The organism is Magnetofaba australis IT-1 (assembly GCF_002109495.1).
GTDB lineage: Bacteria > Pseudomonadota > Magnetococcia > Magnetococcales > Magnetococcaceae > Magnetofaba > Magnetofaba australis.
In genome coordinates, this window is the sequence record NZ_LVJN01000016.1 from 18,710 (window position 1) to 35,731 (window position 17,022).

The window sequence follows — 17,022 nt, forward strand, 5'->3', positions numbered from 1 at the left end:
CATACAAGCTCAGAAGCAAAACTAACGAGGGTCCAGGGAAATCATTTCCCTGGCGGGTTGAGGGCGGAGCCCTCATGGGTCCAGGGCGAAGCCCTGGTGGGGTCTGGGGCGAAGCCCCAGTCTCTTTCATCACCCTTGTTAGTACTGCTCTACTTGTATCAGATGGGATGTGACGCGGCGTGCGTCAAGGGGTGTGCAGACGGATTCCGGGTTGCAGACCATGCCCGCGCAGCCAGTCGGCGGCGGCCATGCGCTTTTTGCCCGGGGCTTGAATCTCGGTGACCACCAACGAGCCTTCGCCACAAGCCACTTCGAAGCCGTCGTCATGAATGGCGGTGACCACGCCCGGCTCGCCGCTTCCTTGCGCCAAACGGGCGCGGAACAGCTTCAACGGCTTCTCATCCAAGCCGGTGACGGAGGCGGGCCAAGGATCAAAAGCGCGCAACATGCGCTCGATCTCCACCGCAGGCAATGCCCAGTCGATGTGGCTCTCTTCGCGCTTGAGTTTATGCGCGTAGGTTTCGCCATGGTCGGGCTGCGGCTGCGGATGAATGGCGTCCTGCTGCAGCGCCGCCACCGCCTCGACGATCAAACGTGATCCCAGTTCAGCCAATTGATCGTGCAACACGCCGCCGGTGGTGTTTGCCTCAATGGGCACGGTCTCCACCAGCAGCATGGGGCCGGTATCCAACCCGGCGTCCATCTGCATGATGGTCACGCCGGTGATGGCGTCGCCCGCCTGAATCGCCCGTTGAATCGGCGCCGCGCCGCGCCAGCGGGGCAGCACCGACGCATGGATGTTCAAGCAGCCATGGGTGGGGATATCCAGCACTTCCTGGGAGAGAATCTGCCCATAGGCCACCACCACCGCCAGATCGGGCTTCAGATCCCGCAACTTCTGCACCGGCTCGGCGTTGCGCAGTTTCTTGGGCTGAAACACCGGGATATTGTGCTGTTCGGCCAGAACCTTCACCGGCGTCGGCTGCATCTTCTTGCCGCGTCCAGCGGGTTTATCGGGCTGGGTGAACACCCCCACCACCTCGTCGGGACCATCGATCAACGCCTGCAGCGCGCCGACAGAGAAATCCGGCGTGCCCATAAACACGATGCGCCAGGGGGTCTCGCTCATGCGCTCTGCTCCGCTTTCATTTTCTTGAGCTTCTTGATGATCATCTCCCGTTTCAGCCGGGAGATGCGGTCGATGAACAGCACTCCATCCAGATGGTCAATCTCATGCTGAAGGCAGATGGAGAGCAGCCCGTCGGCCTCCAGCGTCACCTCATCACCGTTACGATCTAACGCTTTGAGGGTGATCTTCTCCATCCGATTGACCGAAGCGATGGCGTCCGGCACCGACAGGCACCCTTCGTCATAGCTGGTCTCGCCGGTGCTGGCGACAATCTGCGGATTGGCGAAACACATGGGGTTCTTACCGTCTTTATCCGGGTTGGACTGATCCACGTCCACCACGATGATGCGTTTGGAGACGCCCACCTGCGGCGCCGCCAGACCGATGCCCGGGGCGTCGTACATGGTTTCGAGCATATCATCCATCAGTTGACGAATCTCGTCGGTGACCGCTTCAACCGGTTTGGCTTTGGCTTTCAGCACCGGATCCGGCGCGGTGACAATGGGAAGAATGGGCATTGCGGCTTTCCTGCAACTCTGTGGAATATTTTGGATGATTTAAGAGACTGGGCTTTCAGCCCAGACCCGACCAGGGCTCCGCCCTGGACCCGGCAGGGCTCTGCCCTGCACCCGCACGGGCTCTGCCCGTGACCCGCCAGGGAAATGATTTCCCTGGACCCTCGTTAGTTTTGCTTCGTGCTCAACTCGACGAATTTTGCCTTCTATTGAGCACTGTTCAGCGCATTTCGTTCAACAAACTTCCTAACCTATCAGACAAACGCTTGTGGGTCGATATCCACGCCAATACGCAGATTCCGCCCCGCCAACGGCTCCGCCGCCGCCAGAATCCTGCCCACCGCCTGATGCACCATGCGGATATCCGCCCCCTTGATCATTAATTGCCAACGATGCCGCCCGCGCAGCTTCGATAGCGGCGCCGGAGCCGGACCCAGCACCAACGCGCCCTCGGTATGAGGCAGATTGCGCCGCAATTCGGCGACAAAACGATCCCCTTCGCCCAGGTCCTCACAGGAGAAGCGCACCAGCGCCATGCGCGAAAAGGGGGGATACTCCGCCTCGGCGCGAAACCGTAATTCCTGATCAGCGAACAGATCGGCGTCGTGACAGGCGGCGGCGGTGAGAGCGTAGTGCTGCGGGTCGAAGGTCTGCACCAGCACCCGACCCGTCTGCCCCCGTTCGCGCCCGGCGCGTCCCGCCACCTGAGTCACCAGTTGAAACGCCCGCTCGGCGGCGCGGAAGTCTGGCTGACTCATGGCGCTCTCGGCGGCGATCACCCCCACCAGCGAAAGGCCGGAGAAGTGGTGCCCCTTGGCGATCATCTGCGTGCCCACCAGGATATCCACCGCGCCGCTGCGGAAGGCGTCCAGGGTCTTGGCCAAACGATCCGCCGAACCCTTCACCGCGTCGCGATCCAGCCGCGCCACGTTGGCGTCGGGGAAGCGCTGTTTAACCTCCTCCTCCAACCGTTCGGTGCCGGGGCCGAAGCGGATCAACCCCAACTGGCCGCACTCGGGGCAGACGTCGGGGGGGTCGGCCACGTGGTCGCAGTAGTGGCACATCAACTGATTGCGCCCTTTGTGCAGCGTCAGCGCCACCGCACAGTTGGGACAGCTCACCGAGTGGCCGCAGAGGTTACACAGTAACGCCGGGGCAAAGCCGCGCCGGTTCAAAAACAGCAACGACTGCTTGCCCGCCGCCAGGGTCTCGCTCATCGCCTCACGCAGGGTCTTGCCGATGAGGCTGTGGGCGCGCATCCCCTCGCGGTTCTGCGGATCGGAGAGGTCCACCAGCTCAATGGGGGGGAGGTCGGCCCCGGTGGCGCGTTGAGTGAGTCGCAGATGGTGATATTTCCCATGCTGGGCGTTGTGCAGACTCTCCATGGCGGGCGTGGCGCTGCCCAGCACCACCACCGCCTGGTTGAAGCTGGCGCGCACGATGGCCATGTCGCGGGCGTGGTAAGGCACGCCCTCTTCTTGTTTGTAAGAGCCGTCATGCTCCTCATCCACCACGATGAGGCCCAAATCGGCAAACGGCGCGAACAGGGCGCTGCGCGCGCCGATGATCACCCGCGCCTGACCGGAGCGGGCGCGCCGCCACTCGTCGTGACGCCGCGCCGGGGTGAGCCCGGAGTGGAACACCGCCAGAGTCTCATGAAAGCGCACCCGATAGCGGGCGGTGAGTTGCGGCGTCAGGGAGATCTCCGGCACCAGCAGCAACGCCTGCCGACCCTGCGCCAGGGCGGTCTCCACGGCGCGGAAGTAGACCTCTGTTTTGCCCGAGCCGGTGACTCCTTGCAGCAAGAAGGGGGCGAAGCGTCCAGCGGTGATGGCCTCGTTGAGCGCATCCACCGCCTCCTGCTGCTCATCGGTGAGCTGCGGCGGCTCATGAAGCTGGCGGACTTCGGCCTGCTCCTCGGCCTCCCAGTGGGGATTCTCCCGCGCTTTGTGGCGCGCGTCCCAGCTCTCTTCGATGCGGATCAAACCGTCATCGCGTAACAGTTTGAGCTTACGATCCAGTCCGGCGCGCCCGACGTGCTGGGCGATGGTGGACTCCATCAAGCCGTTCTTGCGTTTGCGCAGATGGTCGGCCAGGGCGCGCAGGGCGGGGGAGAGGGAGTCGGGCGGGGCGGTTTCGCCGAGCCAGATAACGCGGCGTTTGCGATCGTGCAATAGATGGGCGGGTAGGGCGGCGGCGGCGATGCTGGCGGGAGCTTGGCGATAATAGCGGGCGATGTAGTCCAGCAGACGCATGAGTTCGGCGTTGAGGGGGGGCGTATCGCCGAGGATATCGGCGAGGGGCTTGATCTCACCGGTGTAGTCGCAGGTATCCGCCAACGACCAGATGAGGCCGGTGCGATTGCCGCGCCCCATGGGGACGAGAGCCAGGGCGCCGGGGATGGCGGCCTCGCGCAATGCATCGGGGATGGTGTAGGAGAAGAGGCCGCCGTAGGGGCCTTTGATGGCGACTTGGGCATACATGCGCGGATGGTACATCAAAACGCCAGGCCAGAGGAGCCGCTATGACGAAAATTGGCCGCCGACTGGTCGGCGGCGGGGTCTGGGGTCCGCGACCCCAGCGGGGTGTGGGGCGGCGCCCCACGGTGTGGCCGTTGCTGTTGCCGTTTCCCCATTGAACATAGGCGGCGCCAGTATGAGGGTGGAGAGGAGCGCAGAACAGCAAGCCAGCACAAAAGGAAAAGGGGAAACGGCGGGTGAGCAGGCCCCGTAGGGGCCGTCGTCCGCAGGACGGCGAACTGCACTAGAATTTCATGCAGGGAAAGCCAAAAAGTGTGTGTGGAAGGATGGTGGTGAAGGAGCAGTATCTGGAGTTTCCAACGTGAAATTGCCAAAAACGGTTTTGTCACAACGAGTTGGGTAAAGGAATCGTCAAGGTGCGGGAGCAGTTGGGGACGTCCTGCGGACACTGAGTGAGAAAGACTTGAGCCTCGACCTCATTGGTATTCCTAAACAGCTTTGCATTGTGCGCTTTGGCAACCGTCACAGTTCCCAGATTCCAATACACGAAAGGCAAGACCGCCACCTCGTGTATGATCAACACATCCGCAGAATCAAAGGCGGAAAAAGATTGCCTCTGAGCTTGGATAAAATGATCGCCAACACGGAGCTCATCTAAGGGTTCGGTTATCGCCATATTATAGGGCGTATAGCGTAATAGGATTCTGTGTCCAGCACTCACATATGTATAAATGACTGAAATAAAAATAAATGGGAAAAGGGTGGTCATCCCAATTGTGTAGAGTAACTTGGTCCAGAATTTATGAATATGATGGCGAATAGAGAACAAGCCATAAACTGGATATGAAATCAGGATCACACGTACAATCTCATTGATCAATACGGATTCAAAACGCAATTTAGGCGCAATCATCACCTGCATTGTGGCCAAGAGGAATAATGCCCCGTAGACAAAAAATGTCCACGGGGCATTCCATACAAAATAAGGCTTTATACTAAGTCTCACTTAGCATTACCTTCTTCCAGGGTTATTCTTGAGCCATTGTAATCCGTGTTGAATACCTTGTTTAACAGCCCGACAATCATCCCGGTCTTCACCTTTGCAACTTTCCGGGTCCGAATCCCAAGGACGTCCATCACGTGGAATGAGAGACCCATCGGGTTGCTTTTCCATCCAACCATCCATTTTCAAGTTCTCTCCTGGAAGCTCAAGAAGGCCACCAGCCCTAAGACAAGTTTGGGGATCATATCCTGCTGCAACACAGGTTGCTCCATAAGTCACATTACCAGCTCGTTCTCGAGGCGCCCACGGCTCTGCTTTCCGATTTTCATCATGTTTAAAATCCCACTCTCCATGGGGTCTGACTTTGTTAATCCATGGAATGGTGGCCCATTTTGAGCCATTTTCAACAGTCCATTCAATTTTTTTGTCAACATCTTCCCAACCATATAATGGCGGATTTTCCAGATTTGGTGATTCAGTCGCCCATTTTGGTTTGACAGGTTGAACCTGTGACCAGCCATCATAATCTTCAACCCCTTGTTGCTCTGGTATCTGATAATGTTGACCTGTTGTTTGTAGAGGCTTCTGTTGTCCTGGTTGGTTCATAATGACATTGCGCGTATCCGCCAAAGAGATCGGCTGTGCGCCCATGGCGGTCAGCGTCTGATTCACCCTCGGCAGGAGTTGTCCGGCGGCGATGGGGGCGCCTTGGGCGTTTTGGTGCAGATTACGCGGGTAGCCCTGTGGATTGCGTGGCTCCCCGGTGAAGGGATCCAATCCAAACGCCTGCCCAACCTGCTGGCGTTGGGTCAGATTCTGCGCCACGCCATTTTGCACCTGTTGATGGATCGCGCCCACGGTGGGGCCATGTAGCGTGTTGTTGCGCCACTCCTGACGCGCCGCATCGGTGGCTGCGCCATATCCCGGCGTCTGGCTGCTGGGCGCCTCGTTTAACCCCAACATGCCCTGACGCCGGGTGGCCACATAGTGATCATCCATCCCCGGTAATGTACGGAACTCCTCCAAATTACGCGGCGTTTGCAGTGTCGGCGCAGACAAAAACGCCGATGCCTGTCCAAAGGCGCGTTCGCTCAACGCATCAGCGGCGTGTTGCTCCAAATGCGGATCGCTTTGACCCGCCTCAGGGCGCCAGGTGATGCCTGCCGTGGGATCCTCCTGGTGCAGGTCGTGCGCCGCCAGCATGGTTTGATCCATGCCATAGGGAACCGGCTCGCCAAAAGCGGGCGGCGCGCCATCCAATCCTTGATTCGCATAAGTGCGTTGTCGCACTTGCTGCATCCAGGCCTGCTCTTTGCGTTGTCTGGCTTGATTGACCGTCTCCCAAGGGTCTTGCGGGGCAAAAGCGTCGGAAAACGGCGACCAGAGATTGGTCACGCCATAATCGTCATACATGATCTGTCCTTTCATACTGCGAGAGTGGAGATGTTGCGGGGATCACCCGCACCGCAGCAGAAATAATATCATAAAAGAATCATATTGTAAATATCCATACGATATGATATTAGGGCAATGCGCGCAACACGCGCCTTGCGCATTACGGAATCGTGACGTATTATGACTTTTACATGACATTCCAGTAAACACACTGCCAGGACAGACGCCACGTAACGCATAGCAAATAGCAGAAATATATATATTTATAGATATACCAAAGTGCGTCACAATGGAGAGCGCGTTCGTCACACAAGCAGGGTGACAGATCAAGGAGCGGGGCCATGACCATGCAGGAGAGCAATCCACACAACACGGAAGCCGCCATTGAAGCCATCGCCACAGGCGAATCGGACTGCGCTCGCCTTATCAAAGGAATATTGGAAGAGGTGAGTGAGCGGGAGACGGCCCTGCGAGAACAGATGGCGCAAATGGCCGAGCAACAGCGCAATGAGCTCTACCAACTGCGCAAAGCCCACGATGCGCAAGTGGAGCAACTCAATCGGCAAAGGCTGGAAGAGTTGAGCGCCGTCAGCGCTGCCCATCGGCAGGAGATCTCTACACTGAGAGCCGAAACCACAGCACAATTGAAAGCGCAAAAGCAGGAAGCTGACACGGAACTGGCGCGTATTCGGGAACAGGCGCAGGCATGCATACACTCCGCCATGAACGAAGCGCAAACCGGTACGCGCGCCCAGGTGCAGACCGCCGAAGCCCAGGCGCGCACCGCCGAGTCATTGGCCAAGACCGCCTCCGCCCAGGCGCGCACCGCGCAGGCGCAGACTCAGGCCAAATTGCAAATTGCCGAAGCCGAAGCAAAACTGATGGAGTTGGCGCAGAAGCAGGACGATGCGCATGATGTGGTGCAGTGGGCCAAAACCAGCGCCGCCCAGGCCGCCCAGGCTCAAGCAGAGTCCGCCAAAATGTTCCTGATGGCGGTGAACGCGCCCACGCGCGCGTAAATCCAGATAAAAAAAGAGACTGGGTTCGCCCCAGTCTCTTTTTTAAATCTCGAGACCTTACCGCACACATTAGCGCTCTTTACCTGGCCGTGAATCTACTGCATTCGCTCCTGTCGGCTACGCCGACATATCGCTCACCGCCGTTTCCCGTTTTCCTTTCGCGTGACTTTACATTTCGCGCTTCTCTTGCCATTTGGGAATGGCGCCCGCTTTGTTCAGCGGGAAACGGCTGAAAGATTAAAGATATTGGGGCTCTGCCCCAAACCCCGGCAGGGCGCCGCCCTGCACCCGCCAGGAGGCCAGCCTCCTGGACCTCGACAAATTTCCTACGGAAATTTGTCACCCAGATAGCGCTAGACCGTAGGCTTTCCCGCAAACACTTTTACAGTTTGCCCAGCGCCTCTTTGATGGCGTTCAGCACCGTATCCTGATCCGCTTGCTGCATGAACGGATGCATCGGCAACGACATCACCTCATTGGCCGCCAACTCCGCATTGGCGAAGGTCTCCGGCTCCAATCCCGCCTTCTGACGCATCTCCAAGAAGATCGGCTGACGATTCAGCGGCAACGGATAGTGCACCGCAATGGGCACGCCCGTTTCCCGAATCAACTCCACAACTTTATCCCGCTGCGGCACGCGCACCGTGAACTGCGCAAATGCGCTCAGATTGCCCTCACGAATCACCGGACCACGGGCGCCATCGGGCATGTTATCCATGTAGTACTGCGCCACTTTCTGCCGCGCGGCGATCTCATCATCAAAGTACTTCAGCTTCACCAACAGAATTGCCGCCTGGATGGTGTCCAGACGTCCGTTGATGCCGATCTTGCCGTGACGATAGTGCGCTGTCTGACCATGCTCCTTGATCATGCGCATGGTTTTGGCCAGCTCTTCGTCATTGGTGAAGGCCATGCCGCCGTCGCCCATACCGCCCAGCGGCTTGGCGGGAAAGAACGAAGTGCCCGCCACATGCCCCAAAGAGCCGGAGCGCCGCCCCTTATACTCCGCGCCCATGGATTGTGCGGCGTCTTCGATCACTTTCAGGCCATGTTTATCGGCGATGGCTTGGACCGCATCCATATCGGCGCATTGGCCATACAGACCCACTGCAATGATCGCTTTGGTGCGCGGCGTGATGGCCGCTTCAATCTGATTGGGGTCGATATTGAGGGTATCGGGCTCGATATCCACAAACACCGGCGTGGCGCCGGTAAGGGCGACCACCTCGGCAGTGGCGATAAAGGTGAACGGGGTGGTGATCACCTCATCGCCCGGGCCGATGCCCCACGCCATGAGCGGGGCCAACAGGGCGTCGGTGCCGGAGGAGAGGCCCACGGCGTATTTCACGCCCACATAGTCGGCCATCTGCTGTTCCAGCTCCGATACTTGCGGACCGTTGATGAAGCGAATGGAGGCGACCGCTTCGGCGATGGCGGCGTCGATTTCGGATTTATAGGCTTCGTACTGCGCTTTCAGATCGATGAATTGCATGGTGGGCTCCCGGGAAAGAGCGCTGGCGTTTCTTATGCCGCCATAAGCGCAAATTAACATAAGGCATTAAAAAATTATCGAAAAAAGGTACAAAACGCCAGTCGAGTAAGGGTGATATCGAGGGCGCATAAGCAAACTAACGAGGGTCCAGGGAAATCATTTCCCTGGCGGGTCCAGGGCAGAGCCCTGGTCGGGGTTTGGGGCGAAGCCCCAATATCTCTAATTTTCTTATATTTGTAATCTTCCATTTAGATGGGGTTTGGGCGAAGCCCCAACATCTTTCATGTTCCAGACGATGTTCTACGCAACCTTCCAAGCGATGCTCTACAGGTCATCAATATCCATCTCCCCACGGAACGACTCCTCCGCCGGGCCGGTCATGATGACGTGACCGTCGGATTCACGCCAGGCGATGTGCAGATCGCCGCCATCCAATGTGACGTTCACCGAACGCTCCACATAGCCCAACCGCATCGCCGCCACGGCGGCGGCGCACGCGCCGGTGCCGCAGGCGGGGGTCAGACCGGCGCCGCGCTCCCACACGCGCATGCGGATATGATCGCGATTGAACACCTGCACCGCTTCCACATTGGTGCGGTTGGGGAACAATTCGTGGTGTTCGATGCTGGGCCCCACCGTCAGAATGGGGAAGGTGTCGGCGTCGGGGGTGAACAGCACCGCATGGGGGTTGCCCATGGAGACGGCGCTGATGACATGCTGGCCGTTGGTGGTGCTAATGACGTGATCCAACACCTCCTCATCGGAGGTGGTGGGGATGGCGCGGCCAGCGAAGATGGGTGGGCCCATATCCACGGCGATCATGCCATTATCGAGAAAGCGCGGCGCAATAACGCCCGCCAGGGTGTCGATACGCAATTCCATATCCGAAACGCCGCGGTGTTCGCGTAGATACTTGGCCACGCATCGCATGGCGTTGCCGCACATCTCCGCGCGCGAACCGTCCGGATTGAAGATCACCATGGTGGCGTGGCAACCGTCCGGACCGGGCAGCAGTTGCACCAGTTGATCACACCCCACGCCAAAGCGCCGGTCCGCCCACTGAACCGCTTCGCGCTCGGAGATTTCGCGCGGCGCGTCCAAGTGGTCCAGGACAACGAAGTCGTTGCCCAAACCGTGCATTTTGACAAAAGGCTGTCTCACGTCTTCTACTCGTTGAATTGCGGATCCATCACATCGTTGTTGAGCAACTGATCCAACGTTTCACGCTGGCGCGCCACGGCGTATTGATCACCGCGCACCAGCACTTCGGCCACCTTGGGACGGCTATTGTAATTACCACTCATGACAAAGCCATAGGCGCCCGCCGACCGCACCGCCAGCAACTCGCCTTCACGGAATTTGGGCACGTAGCGATCCTGAGCGAAATAGTCGCCGGTTTCACAGATCGGTCCCACCACATCGGCGTTGACCTCATCGCGGTCAAAATGGCGCGTTACCGGCAACACGCCATGATACGCCTTGTACAGAGTCGGGCGCATCAGATCATTCATGCCGGCATCGGTGATGATGAAGTCGCGATCCGGCGTCTCTTTCACATACTCCACCCGCGCCACCAGAATGCCGGCGTTGCCCACAATGGCGCGACCCGGCTCCAACAGCACCGTCACCGCTTGATCGCCCAACTCCGTGAGCAGCGCCTGCGCCAACTCCTGGGGGGAGGGGGGATTATCATTCTCTTCGTAAGGGATGCCCAAACCGCCGCCTAGATCCAGATCGGTGATCTCGATGCCCAGCGCGGCGATCTCCTCCAGCAGCCCTTTGACCCGCTTGAGGGCGTCCACAAACGGCGTCACCTGGGTCAGTTGTGAACCGATATGACAATCCAGCCCGCGCACGCGGATATTGGGCATCTGCGCCGCTTCGCGGTAGAGCTCCAACGCCTGCTCGTGGGGAATGCCGAACTTGTTGCGCTTCAAACCGGTGGAGATATACGGATGGGTCTTGGCGTCCACATCGGGATTGACCCGCAGCGCAATGGGGGCGACTTTTCCCATCTCGCCAGCGATTTCGTTGATGCGTCGCAGCTCCGGGGCGCTCTCCACATTGAACATGCGCACACCGAACTCCAATGCGGCGCGAATCTCCGCTTCGGTCTTGCCCACGCCGGAGAAGACCACTTTCTCCGGGTCGCACCCCACCCGCTTGACCCGTTCCAACTCGCCGCCGGAGACGATATCAAAACCCGAACCGGCATGCCGCAGCAGGTTGAGAATCGCCAGATTGCTGTTGGCTTTGACCGAGTAGCAGATCAGGTGCGGCGCCAGGGCGAACGCCTCCTGAAACACCCGCAAATGGCGCAAAATGGTGCGTTCCGAGTAACAATAGAACGGCGTGCCCACCGCCTCGGCGATGGCCGTCAAATCGCTCTCTTCGCACATTAGCGAATCATCTTTGTAGGCGAAAAAGTCCATGTTCAGTTGGCCTTTTTATTGAGCTTCTCATCGTTTTGCGCCGCATCCGGCGTCTGCGTGGCGCTGGTTTGCGGTTTCTCTCCGGGCAGATAGAGATCGCCCTTATACCCACACGCCGCCGTTCCCAGCAACGTCATGGCCAGCAACACAGCCAGTCGATGTTTCATCGGTCAATCCTTATGCAAATTCAAATGCGGGAAGGAAAAAGAGACTGGGGCTTCGCCCCAGACCCCGACCAGGGTTTCACCCTGGACCCACGAGGGCTCTGCCCTCGACCCGGCCGGGCTCTGCCCGGCGCCCGCCAGGCCAAATTGAGACAAATCCCGATTTCCCTGGACCCTCGTTAGTTTTGCTTGGTCGCTATTATCGCACTTGGGTGCGAAATTTATGCGACTGAGAAAGTTTTATGGATTATCAACCATATGCGGCGAGTTGATCCTTGGCTTTGGCAATCGCCGCACGCACCGTATCAAACGCCGCGCCGCCCACCGCAACGCGCGCGTTTACCGACGCTTCCACCGTCAGCACCCCCGCCACGTCAGCTTCAATGCGACTATCCACCTGCTGCATCTGCTCCAGCGTCAACTGGTCCAGATCCACCCCCTGAACCTCCGCCATGCGCACAATACGCCCCACAATAGCGTGGGCTTCGCGGAAGGGGATGTTGCGCCGCACCAGATAGTCCGCCAGATCGGTGGCGGTGGCGTAACCCGCCCCGGCGGCTTCGCGCATACGCTTCTGCTGCGGCTCGATGCCCGGAACCATATCGGCGAACACGCGCAGACAGGAGCGCAGGGTATCCACCGCATCAAACACCGGCTCCTTGTCCTCCTGCATGTCGCGATTATACGCCAACGGCAGCCCCTTCATCAGCGTCATTAGCGTGAACAGCGCGCCATACACCCGCCCGGTCTTGCCGCGCACCAACTCCGGCACATCGGGGTTCTTCTTCTGCGGCATGATGCTGGAGCCGGTGCAGAAGGCGTCGGGCAGTTTGATAAAGGCGTAAGCCGGGCTGCTCCACAGAATCAGCTCTTCAGAGAAGCGCGACAGATGGGTCATGGTCAGCGCCGCCGCCGCCAGAATCTCCACCGCGAAATCGCGATCGCTCACCGCATCCAGGGAGTTTTCGCACACCCCTTCAAAACCCAGCTCCCCCGCCACCCAATGGCGATCCACCGGGAAGGTGGTGCCCGCCAGCGCCGCGCTGCCCAGGGGCAGACGGTTCAAGCGGCTGCGCAGATCGGTAAAGCGCTGACGATCGCGATTGAGCATCTCAAAGTAGGCCATCAGATGGTGGCCGAAGGTAACCGGCTGCGCGCTCTGCATGTGGGTGAAGCCGGGCATGATGGTCTCCACATGCGCTTCGGCCAGAGCCAGCAGATTCTTCTTGAGCACGCGGATCTGTTCGCGGATGGCGTCCACCTCTTCGCGCAGATAGAGGCGAATATCGGTGGCCACCTGATCATTACGCGAACGGGCGGTATGCAGTTTGCCCGCCACCGGACCGATCAGCTCCTTGAGCCGATTCTCCACATGCATGTGGATATCTTCCAGACGGGTTTGGAACGGCAGTTCGCCGCGATCCAGCTCGCCTTTGACCTGATCCAGACCGGCAATGATCTGCTCGGCCTCGGCCTGGGGGATGATGTTCTGACGGCCCAGCATGCGGCAGTGGACTTTGGAGGCGGCGATATCGTGCACATAGAGGCGCGAATCGTACTGAATGGAGGCGCTGAAGGACTCCACAAAGCTATCGATGGGCTGGGTGAAGCGGCCGCCCCAGAGTTTATTATCCGCCTGATCGTGAGATTGCGTCATGTTTGTCCACTCAATCCAAAGAAGTGTCGATTTATTGCACAATCGACGAATAAGCAACCAAGCCAAACTAACCGAGGTCCAGGAGGGCGTCCCTCCTGGCGGGTCGAGGGCAGCGCCCTGGTGGGGTTTGGGGCGAAGCCCCAATATCTTTTATCTCCCAAAACGAAACCGGAGATACCCCAACATTTTCCCCAACAGAATCAAAAAAACCCGGAGGCGCAAACCCCCGGGTTCGTTTGTCGCCTATGGCAAATCTTTATTAACCAGTGGGCCCATTGCGCAGCATGGAAGCGATGCGCATGCGCAGGGCGTTCAAACGAATGAACCCGCCCGCGTCGGCCTGGTTGTAGGCGCCGGCGTCATCCTCGAAGGTGGCGATGCGCTCATCCACCAGGGTGTAGTCGGACTTGCGACCCACCACGATGACGTTGCCCTTGTAGAGCTTCACCCGCACTACGCCGCTGACGAACGCCTGCGAAGCGTCGATCATCTGCTGCAGCATGACGCGCTCGGGCGCGAACCAATATCCGTTGTACACCAATTTGGCGTAGCGGGGCATCAGATCATCTTTCAAATGCGCCACTTCACGATCCAGGGTGAGGGACTCCATGGCGCGGTGGGCCACGCCGAGGATGGTTCCGCCCGGGGTTTCGTAGCAGCCGCGGGATTTCATCCCCACATAACGGTTCTCCACCATGTCCAGACGTCCCACGCCATTGGCGCCGCCCAGGGCGTTCAGACGCGCCAGCAGATTGGCCGGACTGAGCTTCTCGCCATCGATGGCCACCGGATCGCCTTTTTCAAAGGTGATCTCCACATAGGTGGGTTTGTCCGGCGCATTCTCGGGGGAGACGCTGAGCATGTACATCTCTTCGTCGGGCTCGTTCCAGGGATCTTCCAGGGCCTTGCCTTCAAAGGAGATGTGCAGCAAGTTGCGATCCATGGAGTAGGGCGCTTCGCCGCGCTTGTCCATGGGCACCGGAATGCCGTGCTGTTCGGCGTAGGCCAGCAGCTTGTTACGGCTGGTCAGATCCCATTCGCGCCACGGGGCGATCACGCGGATATCAGGACGCAACGCATAGTAGCCCATCTCAAAGCGGACCTGGTCGTTGCCCTTGCCGGTGGCGCCGTGAGAGACGGCTTCGGCGCCGGTGTCGTTGGCGATCTCAATCTGACGCTTGGCGATGAGCGGACGCGCGATGGAGGTGCCCAGGTGATAGACGCCCTCATACAGCGCGTTGGCGCGATACATGGGGAACACGTAGTCGCGCACAAACTCCTCTTTGAGATCTTCGATATAGATCTCTTTGACGCCCATCTGCTCGGCTTTGGCGCGGGCGGGCTCCAGCTCTTCACCCTGACCGAGATCGGCGCAGAAGGCCACCACTTCGCACGCATAGACGTCCTGCAACCACTTGAGAATAATGGAGGTATCCAACCCGCCCGAGTAGGCGAGCACGACTTTGTTGACGCCGTCACCCATGGTTCAATGCTCCTGCATAGAGTTCCAGGCCCGCCAAGGCGCTGGAACGTCGGGCTCACTCGCCCAGAATCAACCACTCCAAAATCGCCTTTTGAATATGCAGGCGATTCTCCGCTTCATCCCACACCACCGACTGCGGGCCTTCCAACACCGCAGCGGTCACCTCTTCGCCGCGATGGGCGGGTAGACAGTGCATAAACAGCGCATCGCTATGAGCAGCGGCCATCAAGCCGCCATCCACCTGATAGCCCTGGAACGCCTCGATGCGCGCGCGCTGCTCCTCCTCCTGGCCCATGGAGGTCCACACGTCGGTGGTGACCAGATCGGCTTGATCCGCCGCTTCACGGGGGTCGCGCACCAGCGTCACCGAAGCGTCGGCGCTGGAGGTGGAGAGCTCCTGACGGGCCTGCGTCAGAATCATCTCATCGGGCTTGTAGTTGGAAGGCGTCGCGATCACCAAGTGGAAACCGTAACGCACCGCCGCTTGAATCCAGGTGTTGGCCATATTGTTGCCGTCACCGACCCAAGCCACCTTCTTACCCTGCAACGAACCGCGCTTCTCTTCAAAGGTGAAGATGTCCGCCAACACCTGACATGGATGCAACAGGTCGGTCAACCCGTTGATAACCGGCGCGTCGGCGTAGTGGGCCATGGTTTCCACTTTTTGGTGCGCGAAGGTGCGCACCATAATGGCGTCGACAAACCGCGACAGCACCCGCGCGCTATCGGACATCTCCTCGCCGCGACCCAATTGGATATCCCGCGGGGAGAGGAACAGCGCCTGACCGCCCAGTTGGAACATGCCCACTTCGAACGACACCCGCGTGCGGGTGGAGGCTTTCTCGAAGATCATCCCCAGCGAGCGGCCACTCAGGGAGGGCGCATTGCCGCCAGATTTCAACTCCGTCTTCAAACGCGCCGATCGTTCAAGCAGCATGGAGAATTCGCTGGTGGACAGATCGTTGAGCGACAACAGATCGCGTTTGCTTTTTTTGACGGTCTCATTCATGCGTTCATACCCGTTTCCCCGACATTGCCAGGGGCGTGAAATGGAAAATCAAAACAGATCGTTCATCACCTCGCCAATGGTGGCGACAGCTTGATCAATCTCCGCTTCGGAGACGACCAACGGCGGCAACAAACGCAGCGTGGTGCCCATACAGACATTGATCAACAACCCGCGCGACATGCAGATGGAGACCACCTCTTCAGCCGGACAGTTGAGCTCCACGGCGGCCATCAGCCCGGCGCCGCGCACCTCTTTGATCAAGGACTGGTTATCCGACAGATTGCACAGCGCCTGATACAGATACTGACCCCGCGCCCGCACCGTGGGCAGGAAATCGGCTTCGCCCATCACCTCCAGCACCGCCAACGCCGCGGCCGAAGAGAGCGGATTACCGCCAAAGGTGGAGCCATGGGTTCCGGGAGAGAACGCCGAGGCCACCTCTTCGCGCGCCAGACAGGCGCCCATGGGCACGCCGGCGGCCAGCGCCTTGGAGCTGGTCATGATGTCCGGCTCCACGCCGCTGCGCTGATGGCTCCACATGGCGCCGGTGCGGCCCATGCCGGTCTGCACCTCATCGAGGATCAGCAGAATGCCTTTGTCGTCGCACAGCTTGCGCAGACCGCTCAGATAGTTCTCATCGGGCACGCGCACGCCGGATTCACCCTGAATCGGCTCCACCATAATGGCGGCGGTGTAACCGCTGATGGCGCGTTCGGCGGCCTCCAGATCGTTATAAGGCACATAGCGGAAGCCGGGCATGAGCGGTTCAAAACCGAACTGCACCTTCTCCTGACCGGTGGCGGTCAATGTCGCCAAGGTGCGGCCATGGAACGAATCGGTGGCGGTGATGATCTCATACCGGCCCGGCTGGCCGGAGTCCTTCATGTACTTACGCGCCAGTTTAATGGCCGCTTCATTGGCCTCGGCGCCGCTGTTGCTGAAAAAGGCGCGGTCGGCAAAGCAGGTGGCGGTCAACTTCTCCGCCAACTTCTCTTGCAACGGAATGCGATACAGATTGGAGGTATGGGTCAGCACGCCCGCCTGATGGCGAATCGCCTCCACCACGCGCGGATGGCAATGGCCCAGATTGTTCACCCCGATGCCGGAGAGAAAATCCAGATACTCTTTGTCCTGCGTATCCCACAGACGACACCCTTCGCCGCGCTCAAACGCGACCGGATACCGACCATAGGTGCTCATCACGTGTGTGGTTTTATCAACCATGGGATTCATCCCTTATCCAG

The 17,022-nt window shown here is 59.3% G+C and carries 14 protein-coding genes; 1 reads left to right on the plus strand and 13 read right to left on the minus strand.

The window, feature by feature from the left end:
* Positions 1 to 184 precede the first annotated feature (184 nt).
* From fmt to MAIT1_RS05250, 5 genes are all read right to left on the minus strand, one after another.
* Positions 185 to 1,129, minus strand: a complete 945-nt coding sequence (gene fmt / locus MAIT1_RS05230; RefSeq protein ID WP_085441253.1) for a methionyl-tRNA formyltransferase — start codon at positions 1,127 to 1,129, stop codon at positions 185 to 187.
* On the minus strand, positions 1,126 to 1,647 hold the full coding sequence (gene def / locus MAIT1_RS05235; RefSeq protein WP_085441254.1) for a peptide deformylase: 522 nt from the start codon (positions 1,645 to 1,647) through the stop codon (positions 1,126 to 1,128). The genes fmt and def overlap by 4 nt, the downstream gene beginning before the upstream one ends.
* 251 nt (positions 1,648 to 1,898) lie before the next feature.
* A complete protein-coding gene (gene priA / locus MAIT1_RS05240) occupies positions 1,899 to 4,142 on the minus strand; it encodes a replication restart helicase PriA (protein ID WP_085441255.1) in 2,244 nt (747 codons plus the stop codon).
* Positions 4,143 to 4,509: 367 nt separating this feature from the next.
* On the minus strand, positions 4,510 to 5,055 hold the full coding sequence (locus tag MAIT1_RS05245; protein ID WP_143814673.1) for a hypothetical protein: 546 nt from the start codon (positions 5,053 to 5,055) through the stop codon (positions 4,510 to 4,512).
* Positions 5,056 to 5,136: 81 nt separating this feature from the next.
* On the minus strand, positions 5,137 to 6,540 hold the full coding sequence (locus tag MAIT1_RS05250; RefSeq protein WP_158089325.1) for a polymorphic toxin type 44 domain-containing protein: 1,404 nt from the start codon (positions 6,538 to 6,540) through the stop codon (positions 5,137 to 5,139).
* 323 nt (positions 6,541 to 6,863) lie between these two features.
* Here MAIT1_RS05250 and MAIT1_RS05255 point away from each other — a divergent pair, with 323 nt between their 5' ends.
* Positions 6,864 to 7,541 (plus strand): hypothetical protein, encoded by a 678-nt coding sequence (locus MAIT1_RS05255; protein ID WP_085441258.1) that lies wholly within the window; start codon positions 6,864 to 6,866, stop codon positions 7,539 to 7,541.
* Positions 7,542 to 7,923: 382 nt separating this feature from the next.
* Here the strand turns inward: MAIT1_RS05255 and MAIT1_RS05260 are convergent, their stop codons facing one another.
* The 8 genes from MAIT1_RS05260 to MAIT1_RS05295 form a co-directional block, all read right to left on the minus strand.
* Positions 7,924 to 9,033 (minus strand): DegT/DnrJ/EryC1/StrS family aminotransferase, encoded by a 1,110-nt coding sequence (locus MAIT1_RS05260; RefSeq protein ID WP_085441259.1) that lies wholly within the window; start codon positions 9,031 to 9,033, stop codon positions 7,924 to 7,926.
* A 324-nt stretch (positions 9,034 to 9,357) separates the two neighbouring features.
* Positions 9,358 to 10,194 (minus strand): diaminopimelate epimerase, encoded by an 837-nt coding sequence (gene dapF, locus MAIT1_RS05265; protein WP_198947805.1) that lies wholly within the window; start codon positions 10,192 to 10,194, stop codon positions 9,358 to 9,360.
* Positions 10,195 to 10,199: 5 nt separating this feature from the next.
* A complete protein-coding gene (gene lysA, locus MAIT1_RS05270) occupies positions 10,200 to 11,465 on the minus strand; it encodes a diaminopimelate decarboxylase (protein ID WP_085441261.1) in 1,266 nt (421 codons plus the stop codon).
* A gap of 2 nt (positions 11,466 to 11,467) precedes the next feature.
* A complete protein-coding gene (gene lptM, locus MAIT1_RS05275; RefSeq protein ID WP_085441262.1) occupies positions 11,468 to 11,632 on the minus strand; it encodes an LPS translocon maturation chaperone LptM in 165 nt (54 codons plus the stop codon).
* A gap of 247 nt (positions 11,633 to 11,879) precedes the next feature.
* Positions 11,880 to 13,286: an argininosuccinate lyase gene (argH, locus tag MAIT1_RS05280; protein WP_085441263.1), complete on the minus strand. Its 1,407-nt coding sequence runs from the start codon at positions 13,284 to 13,286 to the stop codon at positions 11,880 to 11,882.
* Positions 13,287 to 13,545: 259 nt separating this feature from the next.
* The gene (locus MAIT1_RS05285; RefSeq protein WP_085441264.1) at positions 13,546 to 14,769 is read right to left on the minus strand and encodes an argininosuccinate synthase; all 1,224 of its coding nucleotides are present in this window, start codon (positions 14,767 to 14,769) and stop codon (positions 13,546 to 13,548) included.
* A 55-nt stretch (positions 14,770 to 14,824) separates the two neighbouring features.
* Positions 14,825 to 15,778 carry an ornithine carbamoyltransferase gene (argF, locus tag MAIT1_RS05290; protein WP_085441265.1) on the minus strand — a complete coding sequence of 318 codons (954 nt, stop codon included), beginning with the start codon at positions 15,776 to 15,778 and terminating at the stop codon, positions 14,825 to 14,827.
* A 48-nt stretch (positions 15,779 to 15,826) separates the two neighbouring features.
* Positions 15,827 to 17,002: an aspartate aminotransferase family protein gene (locus MAIT1_RS05295; protein ID WP_085441414.1), complete on the minus strand. Its 1,176-nt coding sequence runs from the start codon at positions 17,000 to 17,002 to the stop codon at positions 15,827 to 15,829.
* Positions 17,003 to 17,022 lie beyond the last annotated feature (20 nt).

Coding starts and splice junctions, on each gene's coding strand:
- MAIT1_RS05260 (WP_085441259.1), bottom strand. CDS start 9,033: ATGCAATTCATCGATCTGAAAGCGCAGTACGAAGCCTATAAATCCGAA.
- argF (WP_085441265.1), bottom strand. CDS start 15,778: ATGAATGAGACCGTCAAAAAAAGCAAACGCGATCTGTTGTCGCTCAAC.
- lptM (WP_085441262.1), bottom strand. CDS start 11,632: ATGAAACATCGACTGGCTGTGTTGCTGGCCATGACGTTGCTGGGAACG.
- priA (WP_085441255.1), bottom strand. CDS start 4,142: ATGTACCATCCGCGCATGTATGCCCAAGTCGCCATCAAAGGCCCCTAC.
- fmt (WP_085441253.1), bottom strand. CDS start 1,129: ATGAGCGAGACCCCCTGGCGCATCGTGTTTATGGGCACGCCGGATTTC.
- lysA (WP_085441261.1), bottom strand. CDS start 11,465: ATGGACTTTTTCGCCTACAAAGATGATTCGCTAATGTGCGAAGAGAGC.
- MAIT1_RS05250 (WP_158089325.1), bottom strand. CDS start 6,540: ATGTATGACGATTATGGCGTGACCAATCTCTGGTCGCCGTTTTCCGAC.
- MAIT1_RS05255 (WP_085441258.1), top strand. CDS start 6,864: ATGACCATGCAGGAGAGCAATCCACACAACACGGAAGCCGCCATTGAA.
- MAIT1_RS05285 (WP_085441264.1), bottom strand. CDS start 14,769: ATGGGTGACGGCGTCAACAAAGTCGTGCTCGCCTACTCGGGCGGGTTG.
- MAIT1_RS05295 (WP_085441414.1), bottom strand. CDS start 17,002: ATGGTTGATAAAACCACACACGTGATGAGCACCTATGGTCGGTATCCG.
- argH (WP_085441263.1), bottom strand. CDS start 13,286: ATGACGCAATCTCACGATCAGGCGGATAATAAACTCTGGGGCGGCCGC.
- def (WP_085441254.1), bottom strand. CDS start 1,647: ATGCCCATTCTTCCCATTGTCACCGCGCCGGATCCGGTGCTGAAAGCC.